The organism is Mucilaginibacter sp., from assembly GCF_965277465.1.
Lineage (GTDB): Bacteria > Bacteroidota > Bacteroidia > Sphingobacteriales > Sphingobacteriaceae > Mucilaginibacter.
Window position 1 is genome coordinate 293,261 of record NZ_CBDICW010000002.1, and the last position, 15,899, is coordinate 309,159.

Here is a 15,899-nt window from a genome sequence, read left to right on the forward strand (position 1 = left end):
TAATATTTGTTTTAACGCCTTCTTTTATACCTGTTTAGCCGTAGATCTTATTAGGGCAAATTAAGTATTGACGTTTATAAGTATTGTATTTATTGAAAACTTAACCTGTTTCGCTATGAAAAAAATACTTTTTACTGTTGCATTGTTTGTTTCGTTCCAAACAATTGCTTTTTGCCAAACCGATAGCGCGGTATTAAAGAATGCTATATCAAAAGTAAGGAACCTGATCACTGATCACATTATCGAAAAAGCATACCTGCACTTTGACAGGCCTTATCCTTACTATGTGGCGGGCGATGCCGTGTATTTTAAAGCGTATGTTACCATGGGCGAACGCCATGAACCAACCAAGATCAGCGGTATTTTGCATGTTGACCTGATCGATAAAAATGATGTGCTGATGAAGTCATTAGCCATACAGTTGGTTGGCGGTACGGGCTGGGGTGATTTTAGTTTGCCCGATACCTTACGCAAAGGCAGCTACCGCATACGGGCCTACACCCAGTGGATGCGGAACGATACACACCCTTACTATTTTGACCAGTATATTTCTGTAAGTTCCATCAACAATGTGGATAGGGTTGCCGAAACGGCTAAACAATCCGCCCATCCTGATCTCCAATTCTTTCCGGAGGGAGGTAACCTTGTAGTTGATATTCATTCAAAAGTAGCCTTCAAAGCTTTGGGGACCGATGGTTTGGGCGTGAATGTTAAGGGTGTTGTGCTTGATAATGATAATAAAGAGGTAGCAAAAATTGCCGCTACACATTTGGGTATGGGCATGTTTGATTTTATCCCCGAAGAGGGCCGTACTTATAAAGCAAAAATCACTTATGGCGATGGTTCGCAAGCCACGGTTAACCTGCCTGCCGTTGAGGCAAAAGGAATTACACTGGCAGTAAACAGTGATAACCCCAATAAACTATCCATAGAAATAAAAGCTAACCGCGCTTATTATAAAGAGAACCTGAATAAGGACCTGAATATGCTGATCTATTGGGCGGGTGCGGTACGCACCGTTAAAACCAAGCTTGATAACGAGATATTGGGCCTTGATATACCAACCAGTAATTTCCGGACAGGTATTTTACAGGTAACCTTGTTTTCGCAAACGGGTGAGCCTTTGAATGAGCGTTTGGTGTTTATACAGAATCCTGATCTGCTTAAGCTCTCGCTTAATACTAATAAATCTGCTTTTGCCAAGCGCGAAAACGTGCAGTTAACCTTTAATGCTAAAAATAAGGATGGTAACCCGGTAAACGGCTCTTTCTCTGTTTCGGTAGTTGATGAAAGTAAAATATTGGTTGATGAAAATGCAGAAAATACCATATTGACCAACCTTTTATTAACCTCGGATTTAAAAGGGTATGTTGAAAAACCCAATTACTATTTCGCCAATATAAATAAAGATACCCGTGCCGATCTGGATGTGCTGATGCTTACCCAGGGCTATCGCAGGTTTGTTTGGAAACAGTTGCTGAATGATAACGCCAGCACTACGGCCGGAACCTATAAGCCAGAGCAATATATGGATATAGCAGGGACTGTAAAAACCAAAGCGGGCGTACCTTTAGCCAATACACAGGTTACACTGATACCCGATGCAGGCGCGGCACTAAGGGTTGAACAAACTGACGCGCAGGGAAAATTCAGGTTTGCCAATATGATATTTGAAACAGGCTCGCACTTTATCCTGAAAACAAAATCAGCCTCCGGTAAAAATGCAACGGTGGTTACTTTTGACCCTCCTATGGCCGGCCCGGAGATAAGCACAGCCAATGCAACAGAGGCTAAATATAATTCAAATGCCGACATCCTGGCATCGCTGCAAGGCAACCAAGCAAGTGGTGCTATGACTGCCAGCCGCGAATCAAATAAAGCGGCGCTTGGAGCCGATAAAAGTGCAGGCTCAAATAGAAAGGATAACTACAGGTCATCAAACTTAGGTGGCCCTGGCCATGCAGACCAGGTTATTTTGGGTGATGATATTAAAAATTCGCCTACTTTATCAACCGCACTAAATGGGATAGCCCGGGGGATTGATTTTCAGGGGGGAGTACCCTATTTAAAAACGTCGCTGGTAGTAAGCCTGAATGCTTCTTTAAGCGAGCCAATGGGTTTGGTTATTGATGGTGAATTAACTTCCGGTAGTGTTGATGTGGTAAACCCCAATGCTGTTGAAACGGTTGAAGTTTTGAAAGGCCCTAATGCATCTATTTATGGTGTAGCGGGTGGTGCGGGTATTTTGGTGATCACTACCCGGCAGGGATCTTCTTCCTCATCGGCAGTAAGTACAGAAATGTCGCCGGGGGTATTTTCTGTGTCGCCTAATGGTTTTTATAAAGCAAGGGAGTTTTATACCCCTCATTATAATGCCGGGCAGCAAAATAGCAAGCTGGCAGACCCGCGCACCACCATTTTCTGGAAACCGGATGTTACTACCGATGCTGATGGCAACGCCACCTTCAGTTTCTTTAATGCGGATGGTACAGGTACCTACAGGGTAGTAGTTGAAGGTTTTGACAGTAAGGGCAATTTAGGCAGGCAGGTTTATAAATATAAGGTTGAATAAAACGTAATTTACGGGGATGAATTTATGAGAAGGTCAGCTTTTATTTTTTCATTCTTTTTAAGTTTGTGCAGTTCAGTTGGCTTTGGGCAGGTCAGTAACCCTGTTGTAAGCGATATAATTGCAAAGCTGGAAGCCTTTACGACTGCACACGCTTTAGAAAAAAGCTACCTGCATTTTGATAAACCTTATTATGCAGCCGGCGATACCATTTACTTTAAAGCTTATGTTGTAATGGGCGAACGGCATGTGCCATCGTCAATAAGCCGGGTATTGCATGTGGACCTTATCAACACTAAAAGTAATACAGATCAGTCAATAAAACTCCAGCTAATTAATGGATTAGCCTCCGGTGATTTTGCCCTGCCCGATTCATTACCAAAAGGCACTTACCGCATCCGGGCGTATACCCAGTGGATGCTGAATGATAAGGATCAAGGCTATTTTGAACAAAGCATCCCGGTAGGGTCAATACTTAATAGTAAAATTTCAGAAAGTGGCACAAGGCAAATGCCTGTGGCTGATAAAAAGACCGATGTTCAGTTTTTTCCCGAAGGTGGTGGGCTGGTTGCAGGCATCCAATCAAAAATTGCTTTTAAAGCGATAGGAGCCAATGGATTGGGTACAGAGTTAAAGGGCATAGTTGTCGATAACGACGGCAAACAAATAGCTGAATTTGCATCGGCGCATTTGGGAATGGGCTTTTTTAATTTAACACCCGAATATGGGAAAACGTACCAGGCAAAAATAACCTGCCCAAACGGTAAACAGGATATTTTGGAGATGCCCAAAGCGGGGGATGAAGGGCTGGTGCTAAAGATAAGTAATGATAGCTTGGATAAAGCCCGTATAAGCATTGTAACTAACAAGGCTTACCTAACAAGGCATTATAACAAACCGCTGTATTTATTCATTTATTCGGGCGGTGTGGTTACAACGATTACCTGTAAGCTTGATACAGCCTTGATTGATCTGGCTTTGCTTAAACGGCATTTACATAAAGGCATCACAAAGGTTACCGTATTTTCAGAAACAGGGGAGCCACTTGCCGAGCGGCTTTTGTTTATACAAAATCCCGATCAGCTAAAACTGAGCCTTAACAGCGATAAACAAGTTTATGCCATACGCCAAAAGGTGCACATTAACCTTGGTGCAGTTACCCGCGATGACTCAGCCACTATGGGGAATTTTTCCGTTTCGGTGACTGATGAGAGCAAAGTTACCGTTGATGAAAATGCTGAACTAACCATTATCAATAACCTGCTGCTTACATCCGATCTGAAAGGATACATTGAGCAGCCCAATTATTACTTTACCAATATCAACGCTAAAAGTATAGCCGACCTTGACCTGGTAATGCTTACCCACGGATACCGCCGTTTTGAATGGACCAAAGTTTTAAATAATTCCTATTCGCCTGTAGCTTATCAGCCCGAAAAAGGTTTAGCAATTGAAGGGTTGGCAAAAGGGGCTTTCGGCGGCAAGTTAGTTAACGGAACGGTGTCATTAATATCAATGCATGGCGGGCCGTATGCAAGTACCGTTACCGATAGTAAAGGCAGTTTCAGGTTCAGTAATCTTGCGTTTGCTGATACGGGTAAGTTTATGCTGCAGGCGGTAAACGCAAGGGGAAAAAACAAAACCGAATTGGTTTATATCAAAGAAACTGAACCTGCTGTTACGCCTGCACAAAACAACGGTCAGGATGTTGACCAGTTGATGCAGGCCTATCTGGAAAATACCAAAAAGCAATTGAATGAGTATAGCAAATACGGTTCGCCAAAGGGCATAATGCTTAAAGAGGTTAAGGTAAAGGATATAAAACCTAAGGATAATTACCGCTCCTCAAGCTTAAATGGCCCCGGGCACGCCGACCAGGTTTTAACCAGTGCCGATATTGGTAACCAGGGGGGGATGTTAAGCGATATACTAACCGGAAGGCTACATGGAATACAGTTTGTTGGCCGGCACATTGGAAACAGTAAAATACCTGTATCAACTATATTTGGCCCGTTAATGGTATTTGTTGATGGGGTAAAAGGAGTAAAGATTGATGATGTTAACCCGAACGATGTTGAAACGGTTGAAGTTTTATTTGGCGCTAATGCCAGTATTTATGGTATGGATGGTGGTAACGGCGTTATTGTAATTACCACCAAGCAAGGTAAAGGCATGGATGCAAAAGACATTCCCTCAATTGGCGTTCTCCCGGTTATGGTAAGGGGATTTTACAAAGCGCGTGAGTTTTATTCGCCAAAGTACGGGCATCCTGAAGAACAAACAGTTAAAAAAGATTTGCGGACTACCGTTTATTGGAACCCAGGCCTGATAACTGATCAAAACGGCAATACCTCGTTCGAATATTTTAATACAGATAATGCCGGCACCTACCGCGTTGTGGTTGAGGGTATAGATAGCAAAGGCAATTTAGGGCGGCAGGTATACAGTTATAAAGTGGAGTAATATTGTTATTTACTGATCAGGTAAACATGATCAAGCACTTCGTTCCGGGTGGTTTTATCTATAAACTTTGGCAAAATGTTTTCCTGCGGATAGTTTATAAATGAGCGTATCACCCTAAAGTCTATATGGTTCTGCAATAAATAATCCAATGATTTTTGGCTGGCATAAAATACAGCCAATCCGTTTGGTTTAAACTTCCCGAAATCGGCTATCGGTACAAGGTCAACTGGCCTTTTGCAATAAAACTGGAAGATGTTGTTCTCGGCCTTTAAGCTGTACACGTGCACCTTGTTAAACGGCTTTTGGTTAATATAGGCAGCAGCTGTAATCTGCCCCCGGTAGGATACTATCTCCTTATAAAAAACGGTGTTCAAATAAAAGCCAACAAACAATGCCGAAGTGGAGCATATAAAGAAGGCCTTTTTATGGCCTTCCTTAATCTTTATTAAGATGAGCAAAATAAGCAGCGCGAAGCAAATACAGTCTGCAATAAAAAATACCTTATTTACAGGGGCTAATAAATTATTGATCATTATTACCGCAACAAACAAAAGTACAGCAAATATCCATAGCGCTATTACTCTGAATTTGCTACCAGCCCTGCTTAGCTGTTCCAGGCAAAAGGGCGCTGTAATAACCGCAAACAGTGGGAATACTGCATTGGTATAAAAAGGCAGCTGAAACCCCGAAAGTGAAAATAGCAGCAGTAAAAACAAGCCGCCGCTAAAAGCATAATATTCTTTTAATTTACTGCGGCGGATAAGGGCTTTAATGTTTTTAAAAATGGCATAATAAAATAGCAAACACCAGGGTGCAAAGGCCCATAATAAGGTATGCAAGTAAAAAAATATGCTGCCCGATGCCTGGCGGTTAATAGGCCCGCTGTTTACAAAACGGCCAAACTGGCTATCCCACAAAAACCATTTAATGCCCGAGACATGGTTAGTATCAAAAACTGTTTTTTCGGGGTGCAGGTCAAACTGAATGTACAATGCATAAAACTCCGGCAGGATGAATATAAAGGTAAGCCCGAATAGCACCATCCACTTTAGCTGGAAAATACTTTTAAACTTTTTTTGAAACAGCAGCTGCCCCAATAACGCACCGTATATGGCTGCAATAACAAATATTCCTTTGGTCATGATGGCAAAGGCGGTTAATAAGGCTGCCAGCAAAAGGTCGGTAAGTGAATAGCGTTCTTCAAGCCGGGCAATATGATAAATGCTACCCATTATAAAAGCCATCAGGTAAGGCTCGGCCCTCACATCAGTGTTTGACAGCAAAATGTTCAATGCCGTCATGGTAATTAATACAGCCGTGGCTGCAGTTTCCCAACCGTAATATCGGCGCGTAAAAAGCCAGGTATACAGCAGGCTGATAGCAAAACAGATTAACGCAGGCAAGCGATAGGCCCATACACTTATACCAAATAGCTTAAAGCTGAGCAAGGCTGCCCAAAATGGCAGGTGTGGTTTATCAAGCCAGTCGGTATTATAAGTAAAAAGGTTAAAAAGGTCTTTTTTATAAAGCAGGTTTTTGGCTATGGAAGCATAAAGCCCGGGGTCGTCGGTAAAAAACTTTACGTTTATCCCCGCAAAATTAACGGCGAGCGCCAATACAAAAAGTAAAAGGTATAATGTTTTATTCGTATCCTTCATTTAGTATAGGTGCGGCCGTTTGTCTTTATAAATATAAGAGCAAATATAACTTATGCTACTAAATATTGGCGGCTTTTAGGCAACAGCCTTACAGGTATAAATAAAAACCCCATGCCTTGTAGGGCATAGGGCCAAAAATCACAACAATTGTTTAACCTTTCGGTCTATTCCTAACTGCAATATGATTCTGATTATTAAAACGTTATAGTATTGCTTTTGTTTTATGAATTATACGTTCACTAACAAAATATTTTTGCGTGTGTATCCAAATTTCAGGTTACCTTTAAACCATAAATTATAACCAATAAATACATCATGAAAACATCATTTCAAATTAAATTATTATCGTTTTTTTTATGTGCTTTTTTAATCTCGTCAGTAGCGATGGCACAAAAGAAAGCAAGCGGCCCAATACCCAGCCCGCGCGATAGCGTTAGCGGTGTTATTAAAGGTGCCCATATTAAAATTTGGTATGGCAGCCCATCAGTAAAAGGCCGTAAAATATTCGGCGGACTTGAGCCTTATGGCAAGGTATACCGCGCCGGTGCAAACGAGGCTACTATTTTTACTACCGATAAAGATATTACTGTTGAAGGGCAACCTTTACCGGCAGGCAGCTATGCATTTTTTGTTATCCCGGTTGCAACCGGTAAATGGACCGTTATTTTTAACAAAACTGCCGTACAATGGGGTGCGTTTAAATATGACCAGGCACAAGATCAGTTACGCGTAATGGTTACGCCTAAAAAGGTGAAACTGACCGAAAGATTAGTTTACAAGATCACAAAAAGCGGCTTCAGCATGAACTGGGATAAAACAAGCGTTCCGGTTTTAGTTAAATAAACTGCAACATCACATAAATCAAAGCCTTCCGGGTAACCGGGAGGCTTTTTTTGTTTGGATACTTAATATCTTTAAAAATGTAGACTATCAGGCTATTATATAAGGATAGTTTTATGGCCAATGCATAAGTATTATATTTACATGGCCTATGTTAAATACACCACAAAAAAAGCAGTTAAAAGTAAAAGCAATTGTCATTGCAGCACTGGCAGTTGCCATTTTATTGCTGAGCATTATAGCAGGCTACCCGGCATTTGTTGAGCGCTATTACTCCGAAGGTTTGTACCCTGTTATATGCCATATACTGCACCCCGTTTTAAATATTTTTCCTTTTAGCGTTGGCGATATTTTGTACCTGTTTGTGATAGGCTGGCTGGTTTATTCATTTTTCAGGTTGATAAAACTTGCCTTCAAAAAGGAGTTTATCCGGGCAGGCATACTTTTAATGGGTATAGTTATTGGCGTGCAGGCAGGCATATTTATATTTTACTTTTTTTGGGGGATGAACTATTTCAGGCCATCAGCCGGAGCAAGGTTAAACCTGCGCGATACTACCTACAGCACTGCCGATCTTACTGCCGTAACCACTATGCTTATTGATAGCGCCAATGCCTGCCGCGCCCGTGTTACATCAGCTGATCTGGCGCAGGGTAACGGCGCTATATACCAAACAGCTGTTCAGGCTGTCACTAAATTATCTGCCGATTCGGTTAACTTCCGCACCTATAGCCCGGGTATTAAACCATCCCTATTAACACCGTTGCTTAATTATATCGGCACATCGGGTTATTATAACCCTTTTACCAGCGAGGCGCAGATCAATTACCAGATGCCGGTTTTTGATAGGCCGTTGGTGGCCTGCCACGAAATGTCGCACCAGATGGGCTACGGTGCCGAGGATGAGGCTAACTTTGCAGGTTTTTTAGCGGGGATAGGCTCACACGACAGGCTGCTGCGCTACTCTGCCTATCATTTAGCAGTTGATGAGTTTATGCATGCCATGCGCTACCGGGATAGCAGCGCCAATAAAGCGCTAAAGCCAAGGGTATCAAAAGCAGTGCACAATGATTTTGTTTTGGAGCGTGCTTACTGGCGTTTGTACCAAAGCAAAATTGATGTGATAACCGGTGTTTTTTATGATAAATTTTTGAAAGCCAATAACCAGCCCCAGGGCATTGAAACCTACAACAGAATGGTATTACTGGTTATGGCTCTTTACAAGCAAAAGCTGGCTGATGGTATGCCGCTTACTGGTCCGTAGGCTATAATCAATAGTTTATCAAAACAAAATCGGTGCTTCGATCTGCTATTGATTATGGTCTGCAGAAAATAAAATCCTATTAAAGCACTACACCTTCTGATGTAAATCTTAAGCCATCGTGCCCAACCATTGCCGATGTAGCATAGCCATTGTTATTAATAAACAGCTTCTCGTTTTCGGCTCTTATATGCAGGCCGTCAACTATAAATTCGCCGGTGATACGTATAACTACAACCGGCGATTGTACTTCCAGTTCGGCAGTTATATTATGCTCAAGGCTCATAGCCGAATCTTCATCTAACTGGTGCACATTAATAACGGTTGATCCGTCAATCCGCAATACTTTTATGCTGTCGCGTTCTTGTTTAATTGTATATGGAGCGCCGGTTACAGGCTTATTGGCCAGTATCACAATTGCTGTGCCATCGGTATCTTTTATGTCAAGATCTATTTCCAGATGCGAATTTTCAGATCCCGGAATATCATGGTAAATAGCATTTACTCTTAAAAAATGTTTTCCATTATCGCCGTAGTTTATTGAGTTGCGGGGAACAATAAAGGCGTTTGAGCCTATTACAAATGCATACTTCATAATTTTTTGGTTTTAGTATTAGGATAATACAATTTGTGGCAAAAATGTTTCTTTTATTTTTTTTTGGGAAGGATAGTGGCAGTAAGCTGACAAATAAAAAGGGGTCACAAAAAATAAGGACAAAAAAATGCGTTCCGTATCTCACCCCGGAACGCACACAACATCATTTCTCAAATAACGTTGATCAACTAAATCTCAGATAACATGTTTAATCATCATCCAAGCTCTTTATTTATTGCTGGTTTTCAGGCCAGTACGATAAAAATTCAATTGTAATGTCACCCTTAACAAAGGCTGTACCCCAATTATGCCATTCAACTATAACAGGGGGTAACGTATAGCGAACGGATAAAATTTATATATATTATTTAGAACTGTAAAATTAACACTAATTCTAAATATTGTATAATAAAGGCCCTTTCGGTTCTGAATATTTAGCAAAACTGCTATTATTATGACAAACAGATCGTTATTGGGCTTATAAAAAGTATATGTTATATCGGGAAATGAATTTTGTGCTGTTGTGGAAATTGATGCCCGAATTAAGGCATCGATAATTTAAAAATGGTGTTTATGGTTCAATCCGGCCTTAAATTAATACAAAGTTAAGCTGGCATGTATATTGAAGAATATATTATGGTTATTGTTGGCTGTAATAAATAATGATTTACATAGCCCAATACCTGTAAAACCGAAACTTGAATTAATATTTAAAAAAAGTATATTTGAAAGTTGCACAGCGATAATAAGTGCCATTAAAATATAGTTACCAAACCTGTACGCTGATGAATAAATACCTGCTCTTTTTGCCTTTGTTGCTTTTGTGCAGCTTAACCATGTACGGGCAAAGCGTAAAGTTTAATGATCTGGTTTATTTTACAAGCCTTAGCAACAGGGAGGTTTATGATAACCTTAAGCAAGGCAACATGTTCAGGCAGGATTATATGGAAACGGTTAACGGCCAGGAACTGGAATATTTTAAAAATATAGGCGCTAAACCCAACACCGAAAAAATTACTGTAGGTGCTTACACCAAACTTTATGATGGTACGGTATTGCGTACGGTTAATTATAATTCAACCGATGTGCAGAACATCATTAACATGATAAGCCAGGCAAAACGCTATGGTTTGGATCTTAAATTTCGCGGGGCAGACGATGCTAACAATATTTACCTGTTTGATAATAATTTTTACCACGTAAGCATTTACCTGCGCCGCGATCAAACTGCTGGCCTGGTTGAAATTAAACAAAAGGAATATTTAGGTTTAGAATAACAACCTACTAAACTTTACTTCTTTTTTTTAGATGCCTTAGCCTGCGGATTAAAATCCAGCGCTAACTTTATCCAGTTATCAAAGTCCCTTTTGTGTAAATAGGCTTCTTCGCCAACAAAAACATAATCTTTCATCACCCGGCCATTATTTATCATCTGGCGCACCCCATTTTGCTCAATTGCTGTTTCAACTGCTTCGGCGCCTATGCGGCCCAGTATTTCATCGCCGCTAACGCAAATACACATTTTCCCACCAACCATAAAACATACCCCTCTAAACATTTCTTTTTCTTCTACATCAGGCAGGTGTACTAATGCTTCTCTTATTTTGTCGGCAAGTTTGGTATTGTAGGCCATTGGCGTTCATGATTAATTAATTTAATATTAAATGGCGATACGGTAAATATAAAAAGTGTTTCAGTTTCCCGCTATGCCCCGGTTATCTTCGTCCGTAACTCCTTCCCAATCCCAATAAAACTACGGTGATTAAGCGGGAACTCCAATATTACATGTGCCAGGCTAAGTATAAACAGCCATTTAATGCCTAAGCGGTAATTAAAAAAGTATAAAGTTACTGATGCTATCCATATCAGGCCAATAACAGCAGCCCTGGTAACCGTAATACGGTGCCAGTTAATTACCCTTGTTTTAGTAAACCAGTTTATATAATGGTAGGTGTAGGCAAAGGCTATTAACCGGGTTAATATAACGCTGGCCTGGTTGGTATAAATATTTATGTTTTGATTGCGCAGCGTAGTGGTATTAAGGCTTGCAAAATGTTTGTAATTGCTAACGGCCCAGTCGCTGGGTTGGTTATGTAGATCAGTAAACAGCAGGCATAATAAAACAGGGCAAAGTAAAAAAATTGAAAAAGCCAGGTAGCCTGAAACATTACGGTCTTTTAACGCTCCAAACAATAAAAAGGCACCGGTAAAAATATAAACGTGGATAAGTGTAGGCACATAAAGGCCAAAAATTGTACGCAGCAGGTTATGTGTAAGCAAAAAGTAGCCGGCAGCAACCAAAACTATAAAAGCGAGCAGCCTGCCAACCGAACTTTTTATCGTTAATAATATAAACGACAGGCCAAAGGCATAAAAAATAACATTGGCATAAGGTAGTTTAAGTAGCAGTGATATAATTACCACGGCTAAAATAAGCAGCAGATCGTACTTTTTTAGGGTGAAGAACTGCTTGCCTTTAAGCCAGGAAATTTCGGTTAAATAATGGGCCGGGCCAAGTATAGCGTATGATAACAGCACCAGCTCAAAAGGAATAAACAAAGCCAGGCATGATGCCGCAAGCATAGCCAGTATGTTATAATAGTTAATCCGGTTTATGTTGGGTATCATTTATAAAAATAGTGCTGGTGCAATTTAAGCTAATCAACCTGATATGGATCAATAAATAAAAGAATGCTGGGCACAATTAGCCCAATACATTAAATAAGCAGCCATTTTAAGGCTGCTGATAAAAAAGTAAAAAAATTTAAAATGTATTCATTTCATAATCGTCTTTATATTTAAACAACTAATACATTGATAACAGCCATAATGCCCGAAGAAAAAAACAACACTATCATACAAGCCATTGGTGCGTATGGTAAAAATTTGTTGGGCTTTATCAGGCGCAGGGTAAATAATGATGCCGATGCCGAAGACATTCTGCAGGATGTATGGTACCAGTTTAGCTCCGTAATAAATTCAGAGCCTATTGAACAAACCGGTGCATGGCTTTATAAGGTGGCCCGTAATAAAATACTGGATAAACATAAAAAGCATACCGAAACCTTGCTGGATGATATGCTGCCGGATACGGATGACGATGAAGCGCCGGACTTTAAAGCCATCCTGATGACGGAGGCTAAAACCCCGGAAACGGAATATATCCGCAATCTTTTTTGGGAACAACTGTTTTTGGCGCTGGATGAACTGCCCGAAGTACAACGGCAGGTATTTATCTGGAACGAACTGGAAGATATTTCATTTGCTGAGATTGCCGATACTACCGGCGTAAAGGTACAAACCCTGGTATCGCGCAAGCGGTATGCCGTGCTGCACCTGCGCAAACGGCTTAAACAATTGTATGAGGAAATTACAGAATATTAAAAATTAAAGAAATGAGAAGAAGATTTTATAGAGGCAGATTCATATTAATTCCGCTGGCAGCGGTGGCCTTTATGGCCCTTACCGGTTTTGTGGTGATGAACTTGTGGAATGCATTATTGCCCGCCATAATACATGTTGGCGCTATAACCTTTTGGCAGGCCATTGGCATATTTGTTTTATGCAAAATATTGTTTGGCTTTGGTAAAGGCGGAGGCCATAGGATGGGTGGCGGTGCACCCTGGATGCGCCGCAAAATGGAAGAGCGCTTTAAACATATGAGCCCCGAAGAAAAAGAAATGTTTAAAGCCCGCATGAAAGATAACATGTGTAACCCACGCGGATGGGGCAGGCATGGGCGCGATAAGTTTGAAAGCTATTGGGATAATCCAAAACCCGAAGCTGAAAAAGCCGCCGAGTAATTTTAATTGGAAGTCAAACAGTACTGGATCAATCTGAATTTGATCCGGTACTTAGCCTAAAAAACACCTATTTAAGACTGGAAAAAAATGGATGTACTGATATTTACCACAAGTGTTGAAAAACCTGAACAGGTTACCGAAATACGCCCCCTGCTGGTTGCTGACCCGGCTATAACAGACTGGAATTTTGACCTGGAAGATTGCGATAATATTTTAAGGATAGAATCGGTCAATATCTCGCCACGGTATATCGAATCCCTGCTGCAAACAGCGGGATATGATTGTCGCGAATTAGAATATTAGGATCAATTCAGTAAATCCTCTTATTACACATATTGCTGTATGATCTGCTGTAGTTGTGCAGCCTGCAAAACACCACTTTGCCTCCATTTGGTTTCGCTGTTTTTAAATATCATCAGCGTGGGTACACTTTGTACATGGTAAGCACTGGCTGCCGATGGATTTTTATCAATATCTATCTTAATAATAGTCACCTTATCGCCAAAGACATCTTTTACCTGTTTCAATATGGGCGGCATCATTTTACATGGCCCGCACCACTCTGCCGAAAAATCAACCAGCACTGGTATCTCTGATGCTATTATATCTTTAAAATTTGCCATAACTATTTAGCTTTATAACAAGTTAACGCTTTTAAGACAAATATGGTTTACCAGTTATTTAAAATTACAAGCAGTACACAATGGGTGCAGGGTTTAATGCATTACTTTTGGCCTAACGCCGCTGATGGACTGCATTATGTTGTTATCCTCCAGCCAGTCGGCCAGGCGCTGCGGCCATGTATTTATAGATCTTAACTTTGATCGCTGGCCCATATTGAAGCCATGCGCACCCTGCGTAAATAAATGGGCCTCAACAGGCACCTTGGCATCGCGGTAACGTTGCAGCAGTTTCATTACCGAAATAGAACAGCAGGGATCATCATTAGCCGCCAGCAAAAATGCAGGTGGTGCATCGGCAGGTATAACATCAGGTATATACAGCGGCCCCGGATATATCTGGATCATAAAGTTAGGTTTGGCACTCAAACGGTCAATAGGGTCGGCAGCATCGGGCTGCTCATTATTGGGGCCAAAGGTTACCATATCAACCACCTCGCCACCTGCCGAAAATCCCATCAAACCTACCCGGTTAGGATCTATACCAAATTCGACGGCCCGACTGCGCACCAGGCGCATAGCGCGTAAACCATCCTCGCGGGCATGTACCTCAATTTTATAGGGCGATAAGGTATCGCGCCCCAAACGGTATTTCAATACAAATACAGTAATACCCAAACTATTTAAAAACTTAGCCGGATCAATCCCCTCGGCAGTATAAACCAATAAACGGTGCCCGCCACCAGGGCAAACTACTACAGCCGTACCATTCGCTTTATCTTTAGCGGGAAAAAAAACGGTAAGGGATGGGTTATGGATATTTTTCACCCAATACTCTTTAGCCTGTTCGGGTTCGTTGCGGCGGCTCTCAAACCCCGGCGCGCCTTTGGCCCATAATGGGATAACCGTTGACCCGGTTTGTGCCCATAAAGCCGCAGGCAGCAGCAAAAGGCCTATAAATGCTTTTAAGTATTTGTACATTATGGGTGAGGTTTATAACAATTTAAAGATAGGATAAATTTAAATCGTTATAAACCATTATATGTCCATCTATAATTTGTTTTTATGTAGTAAGTTCTTCATAAGCAGCGGTAATGCCGCGTTGTATGCCATCGCCCTGCCATTCGGTTATACCCGGTATGGAGGTTGCCTGTAGCAGCTCATCTTTGGTTTTACCTGCTTTTATGCCGCCGGCTACATAGTCTTCCAGTTTTTCCATGAAGTTTTGCATGGCAATCACATCATCCATAGTACCGGTAACCTTTTGCGGATCAAAAGCATGGCCGAAAACAAAAAGCGTATTTTTATCAAACTTTTTACGGGCCTGTTCCAGGGCTAATGGCCAGTGCTTAACGGATGCACCCGCGCTGTTATCAACAAAAGGGTAGCGGCGGTTAAAAACCAAATCGCCGGTGTGTACAATGTTGGCATTTTCAAAATGGATCATAGCATCGCCATTAGTATGGCCCCGGCCAAAGTAATGCGCGGTAATATGCTCGTCACCAACTTTTATTTTCCAGTTATCAGCAAAGGTAGTATCGGGGTAAAGCTGCTTATCTTCATTATTATTTTTTTGGGCAACTGTTTTTTGGTTGATGAGCGAATTTTGGTGCGCGGCCACATTTTTAACAATCCCTTTAAAGGAGATATTGCCGCTGGTATGGTCGCCATGGTGATGGGTATTGATCAGCCATTCAAAAGGCAGGTCTGATTGTTTTTTTAGCTCCGCGATCAAATGGGTTGCCGGGTCCGGAAATTCTGCATCAACTACCACAATGCCTTCCTTGTTTATCATCCAGGCAATGGTGCCGCCTTGTTCGGCAAACATGCCCACGTTGTTGCGCAAAGGTTTAAACTGATAAGCCGGATCGGTTAATAATGCAGCAAAGCTTTTATTTCCCAGCAGCGCAAGCGAGCCTGCCGTAAGCGCAGTGTTCCTTAAAAATTGACGACGTTCCATAGGTAGATTGTTTGATTGGTTTGTTAAATACTAAGTTATGAATTTGTTGGTAATCACGGTAATTGTAACATATAGGTTGCCTTTGTATTAAAATATCCTAATCTTCAATAAACCTTTAAATCCCAAAATG

At 41.3% G+C, this 15,899-nt stretch carries 15 protein-coding genes; 8 read left to right on the forward strand and 7 right to left on the reverse strand.

Annotation, left to right across the window (positions count from 1 at the left end):
* Window positions 1-115 precede the first annotated feature (115 nt).
* Both ACQY4U_RS13620 and ACQY4U_RS13625 read left to right on the forward strand, forming a co-directional pair.
* Window positions 116-2,572 carry a TonB-dependent receptor plug domain-containing protein gene (locus tag ACQY4U_RS13620; protein ID WP_428329987.1) on the forward strand — a complete coding sequence of 819 codons (2,457 nt, stop codon included), beginning with the start codon at window positions 116-118 and terminating at the stop codon, window positions 2,570-2,572.
* 24 nt (window positions 2,573-2,596) lie between these two features.
* Window positions 2,597-5,032, forward strand: a complete 2,436-nt coding sequence (locus ACQY4U_RS13625) for an MG2 domain-containing protein (RefSeq protein WP_428329988.1) — start codon at window positions 2,597-2,599, stop codon at window positions 5,030-5,032.
* 5 nt (window positions 5,033-5,037) lie between these two features.
* On the opposite strand, the gene ACQY4U_RS13630 is transcribed toward ACQY4U_RS13625, so the two are convergent.
* On the reverse strand, window positions 5,038-6,690 hold the full coding sequence (locus tag ACQY4U_RS13630; protein ID WP_428329989.1) for an ArnT family glycosyltransferase: 1,653 nt from the start codon (window positions 6,688-6,690) through the stop codon (window positions 5,038-5,040).
* Window positions 6,691-7,005: 315 nt separating this feature from the next.
* Here ACQY4U_RS13630 and ACQY4U_RS13635 point away from each other — a divergent pair, with 315 nt between their 5' ends.
* Together ACQY4U_RS13635 and ACQY4U_RS13640 are read left to right on the forward strand one after the other, a co-directional pair.
* Window positions 7,006-7,533: a DUF2911 domain-containing protein gene (locus ACQY4U_RS13635; RefSeq protein WP_428329990.1), complete on the forward strand. Its 528-nt coding sequence runs from the start codon at window positions 7,006-7,008 to the stop codon at window positions 7,531-7,533.
* Between the two features lie 148 nt (window positions 7,534-7,681).
* Entirely contained in the window at window positions 7,682-8,794 is a 1,113-nt protein-coding gene (locus ACQY4U_RS13640; protein WP_428329991.1) for a DUF3810 domain-containing protein, read from the forward strand.
* Window positions 8,795-8,873: 79 nt separating this feature from the next.
* Here the strand turns inward: ACQY4U_RS13640 and ACQY4U_RS13645 are convergent, their stop codons facing one another.
* On the reverse strand, window positions 8,874-9,386 hold the full coding sequence (locus ACQY4U_RS13645; protein ID WP_428329992.1) for a hypothetical protein: 513 nt from the start codon (window positions 9,384-9,386) through the stop codon (window positions 8,874-8,876).
* Window positions 9,387-10,171: 785 nt separating this feature from the next.
* Here ACQY4U_RS13645 and ACQY4U_RS13650 point away from each other — a divergent pair.
* Window positions 10,172-10,663, forward strand: coding sequence for a hypothetical protein (locus tag ACQY4U_RS13650; RefSeq protein WP_428329993.1), 492 nt, complete (start codon window positions 10,172-10,174; stop codon window positions 10,661-10,663).
* A gap of 14 nt (window positions 10,664-10,677) precedes the next feature.
* On the opposite strand, the gene ACQY4U_RS13655 is transcribed toward ACQY4U_RS13650, so the two are convergent.
* Window positions 10,678-11,019: a TfoX/Sxy family protein gene (locus ACQY4U_RS13655; RefSeq protein WP_428329994.1), complete on the reverse strand. Its 342-nt coding sequence runs from the start codon at window positions 11,017-11,019 to the stop codon at window positions 10,678-10,680.
* A gap of 71 nt (window positions 11,020-11,090) precedes the next feature.
* Entirely contained in the window at window positions 11,091-12,014 is a 924-nt protein-coding gene (locus ACQY4U_RS13660) for a hypothetical protein (RefSeq protein WP_428329995.1), read from the reverse strand.
* Window positions 12,015-12,200: 186 nt separating this feature from the next.
* On the opposite strand from ACQY4U_RS13660, the gene ACQY4U_RS13665 reads away from it, so the two are divergent.
* The 3 genes from ACQY4U_RS13665 to ACQY4U_RS13675 all read left to right on the forward strand — a co-directional run bounded on the left by ACQY4U_RS13665 (window position 12,201) and on the right by ACQY4U_RS13675 (window position 13,492).
* Window positions 12,201-12,770: an RNA polymerase sigma factor gene (locus tag ACQY4U_RS13665; protein ID WP_428329996.1), complete on the forward strand. Its 570-nt coding sequence runs from the start codon at window positions 12,201-12,203 to the stop codon at window positions 12,768-12,770.
* An 11-nt stretch (window positions 12,771-12,781) separates the two neighbouring features.
* Window positions 12,782-13,189: a hypothetical protein gene (locus ACQY4U_RS13670; RefSeq protein WP_428329997.1), complete on the forward strand. Its 408-nt coding sequence runs from the start codon at window positions 12,782-12,784 to the stop codon at window positions 13,187-13,189.
* Window positions 13,190-13,276: 87 nt separating this feature from the next.
* Entirely contained in the window at window positions 13,277-13,492 is a 216-nt protein-coding gene (locus ACQY4U_RS13675; RefSeq protein ID WP_428329998.1) for a hypothetical protein, read from the forward strand.
* A gap of 23 nt (window positions 13,493-13,515) precedes the next feature.
* On the opposite strand, the gene trxA is transcribed toward ACQY4U_RS13675, so the two are convergent.
* The 3 genes from trxA to ACQY4U_RS13690 all read right to left on the reverse strand — a co-directional run bounded on the left by trxA (window position 13,516) and on the right by ACQY4U_RS13690 (window position 15,769).
* The gene (gene trxA / locus ACQY4U_RS13680) at window positions 13,516-13,812 is read right to left on the reverse strand and encodes a thioredoxin (protein WP_428329999.1); all 297 of its coding nucleotides are present in this window, start codon (window positions 13,810-13,812) and stop codon (window positions 13,516-13,518) included.
* A 93-nt stretch (window positions 13,813-13,905) separates the two neighbouring features.
* Window positions 13,906-14,790, reverse strand: coding sequence for an alpha/beta hydrolase (locus ACQY4U_RS13685; protein WP_428330000.1), 885 nt, complete (start codon window positions 14,788-14,790; stop codon window positions 13,906-13,908).
* Between the two features lie 82 nt (window positions 14,791-14,872).
* Window positions 14,873-15,769: an MBL fold metallo-hydrolase gene (locus ACQY4U_RS13690; RefSeq protein ID WP_428330001.1), complete on the reverse strand. Its 897-nt coding sequence runs from the start codon at window positions 15,767-15,769 to the stop codon at window positions 14,873-14,875.
* Window positions 15,770-15,899 lie beyond the last annotated feature (130 nt).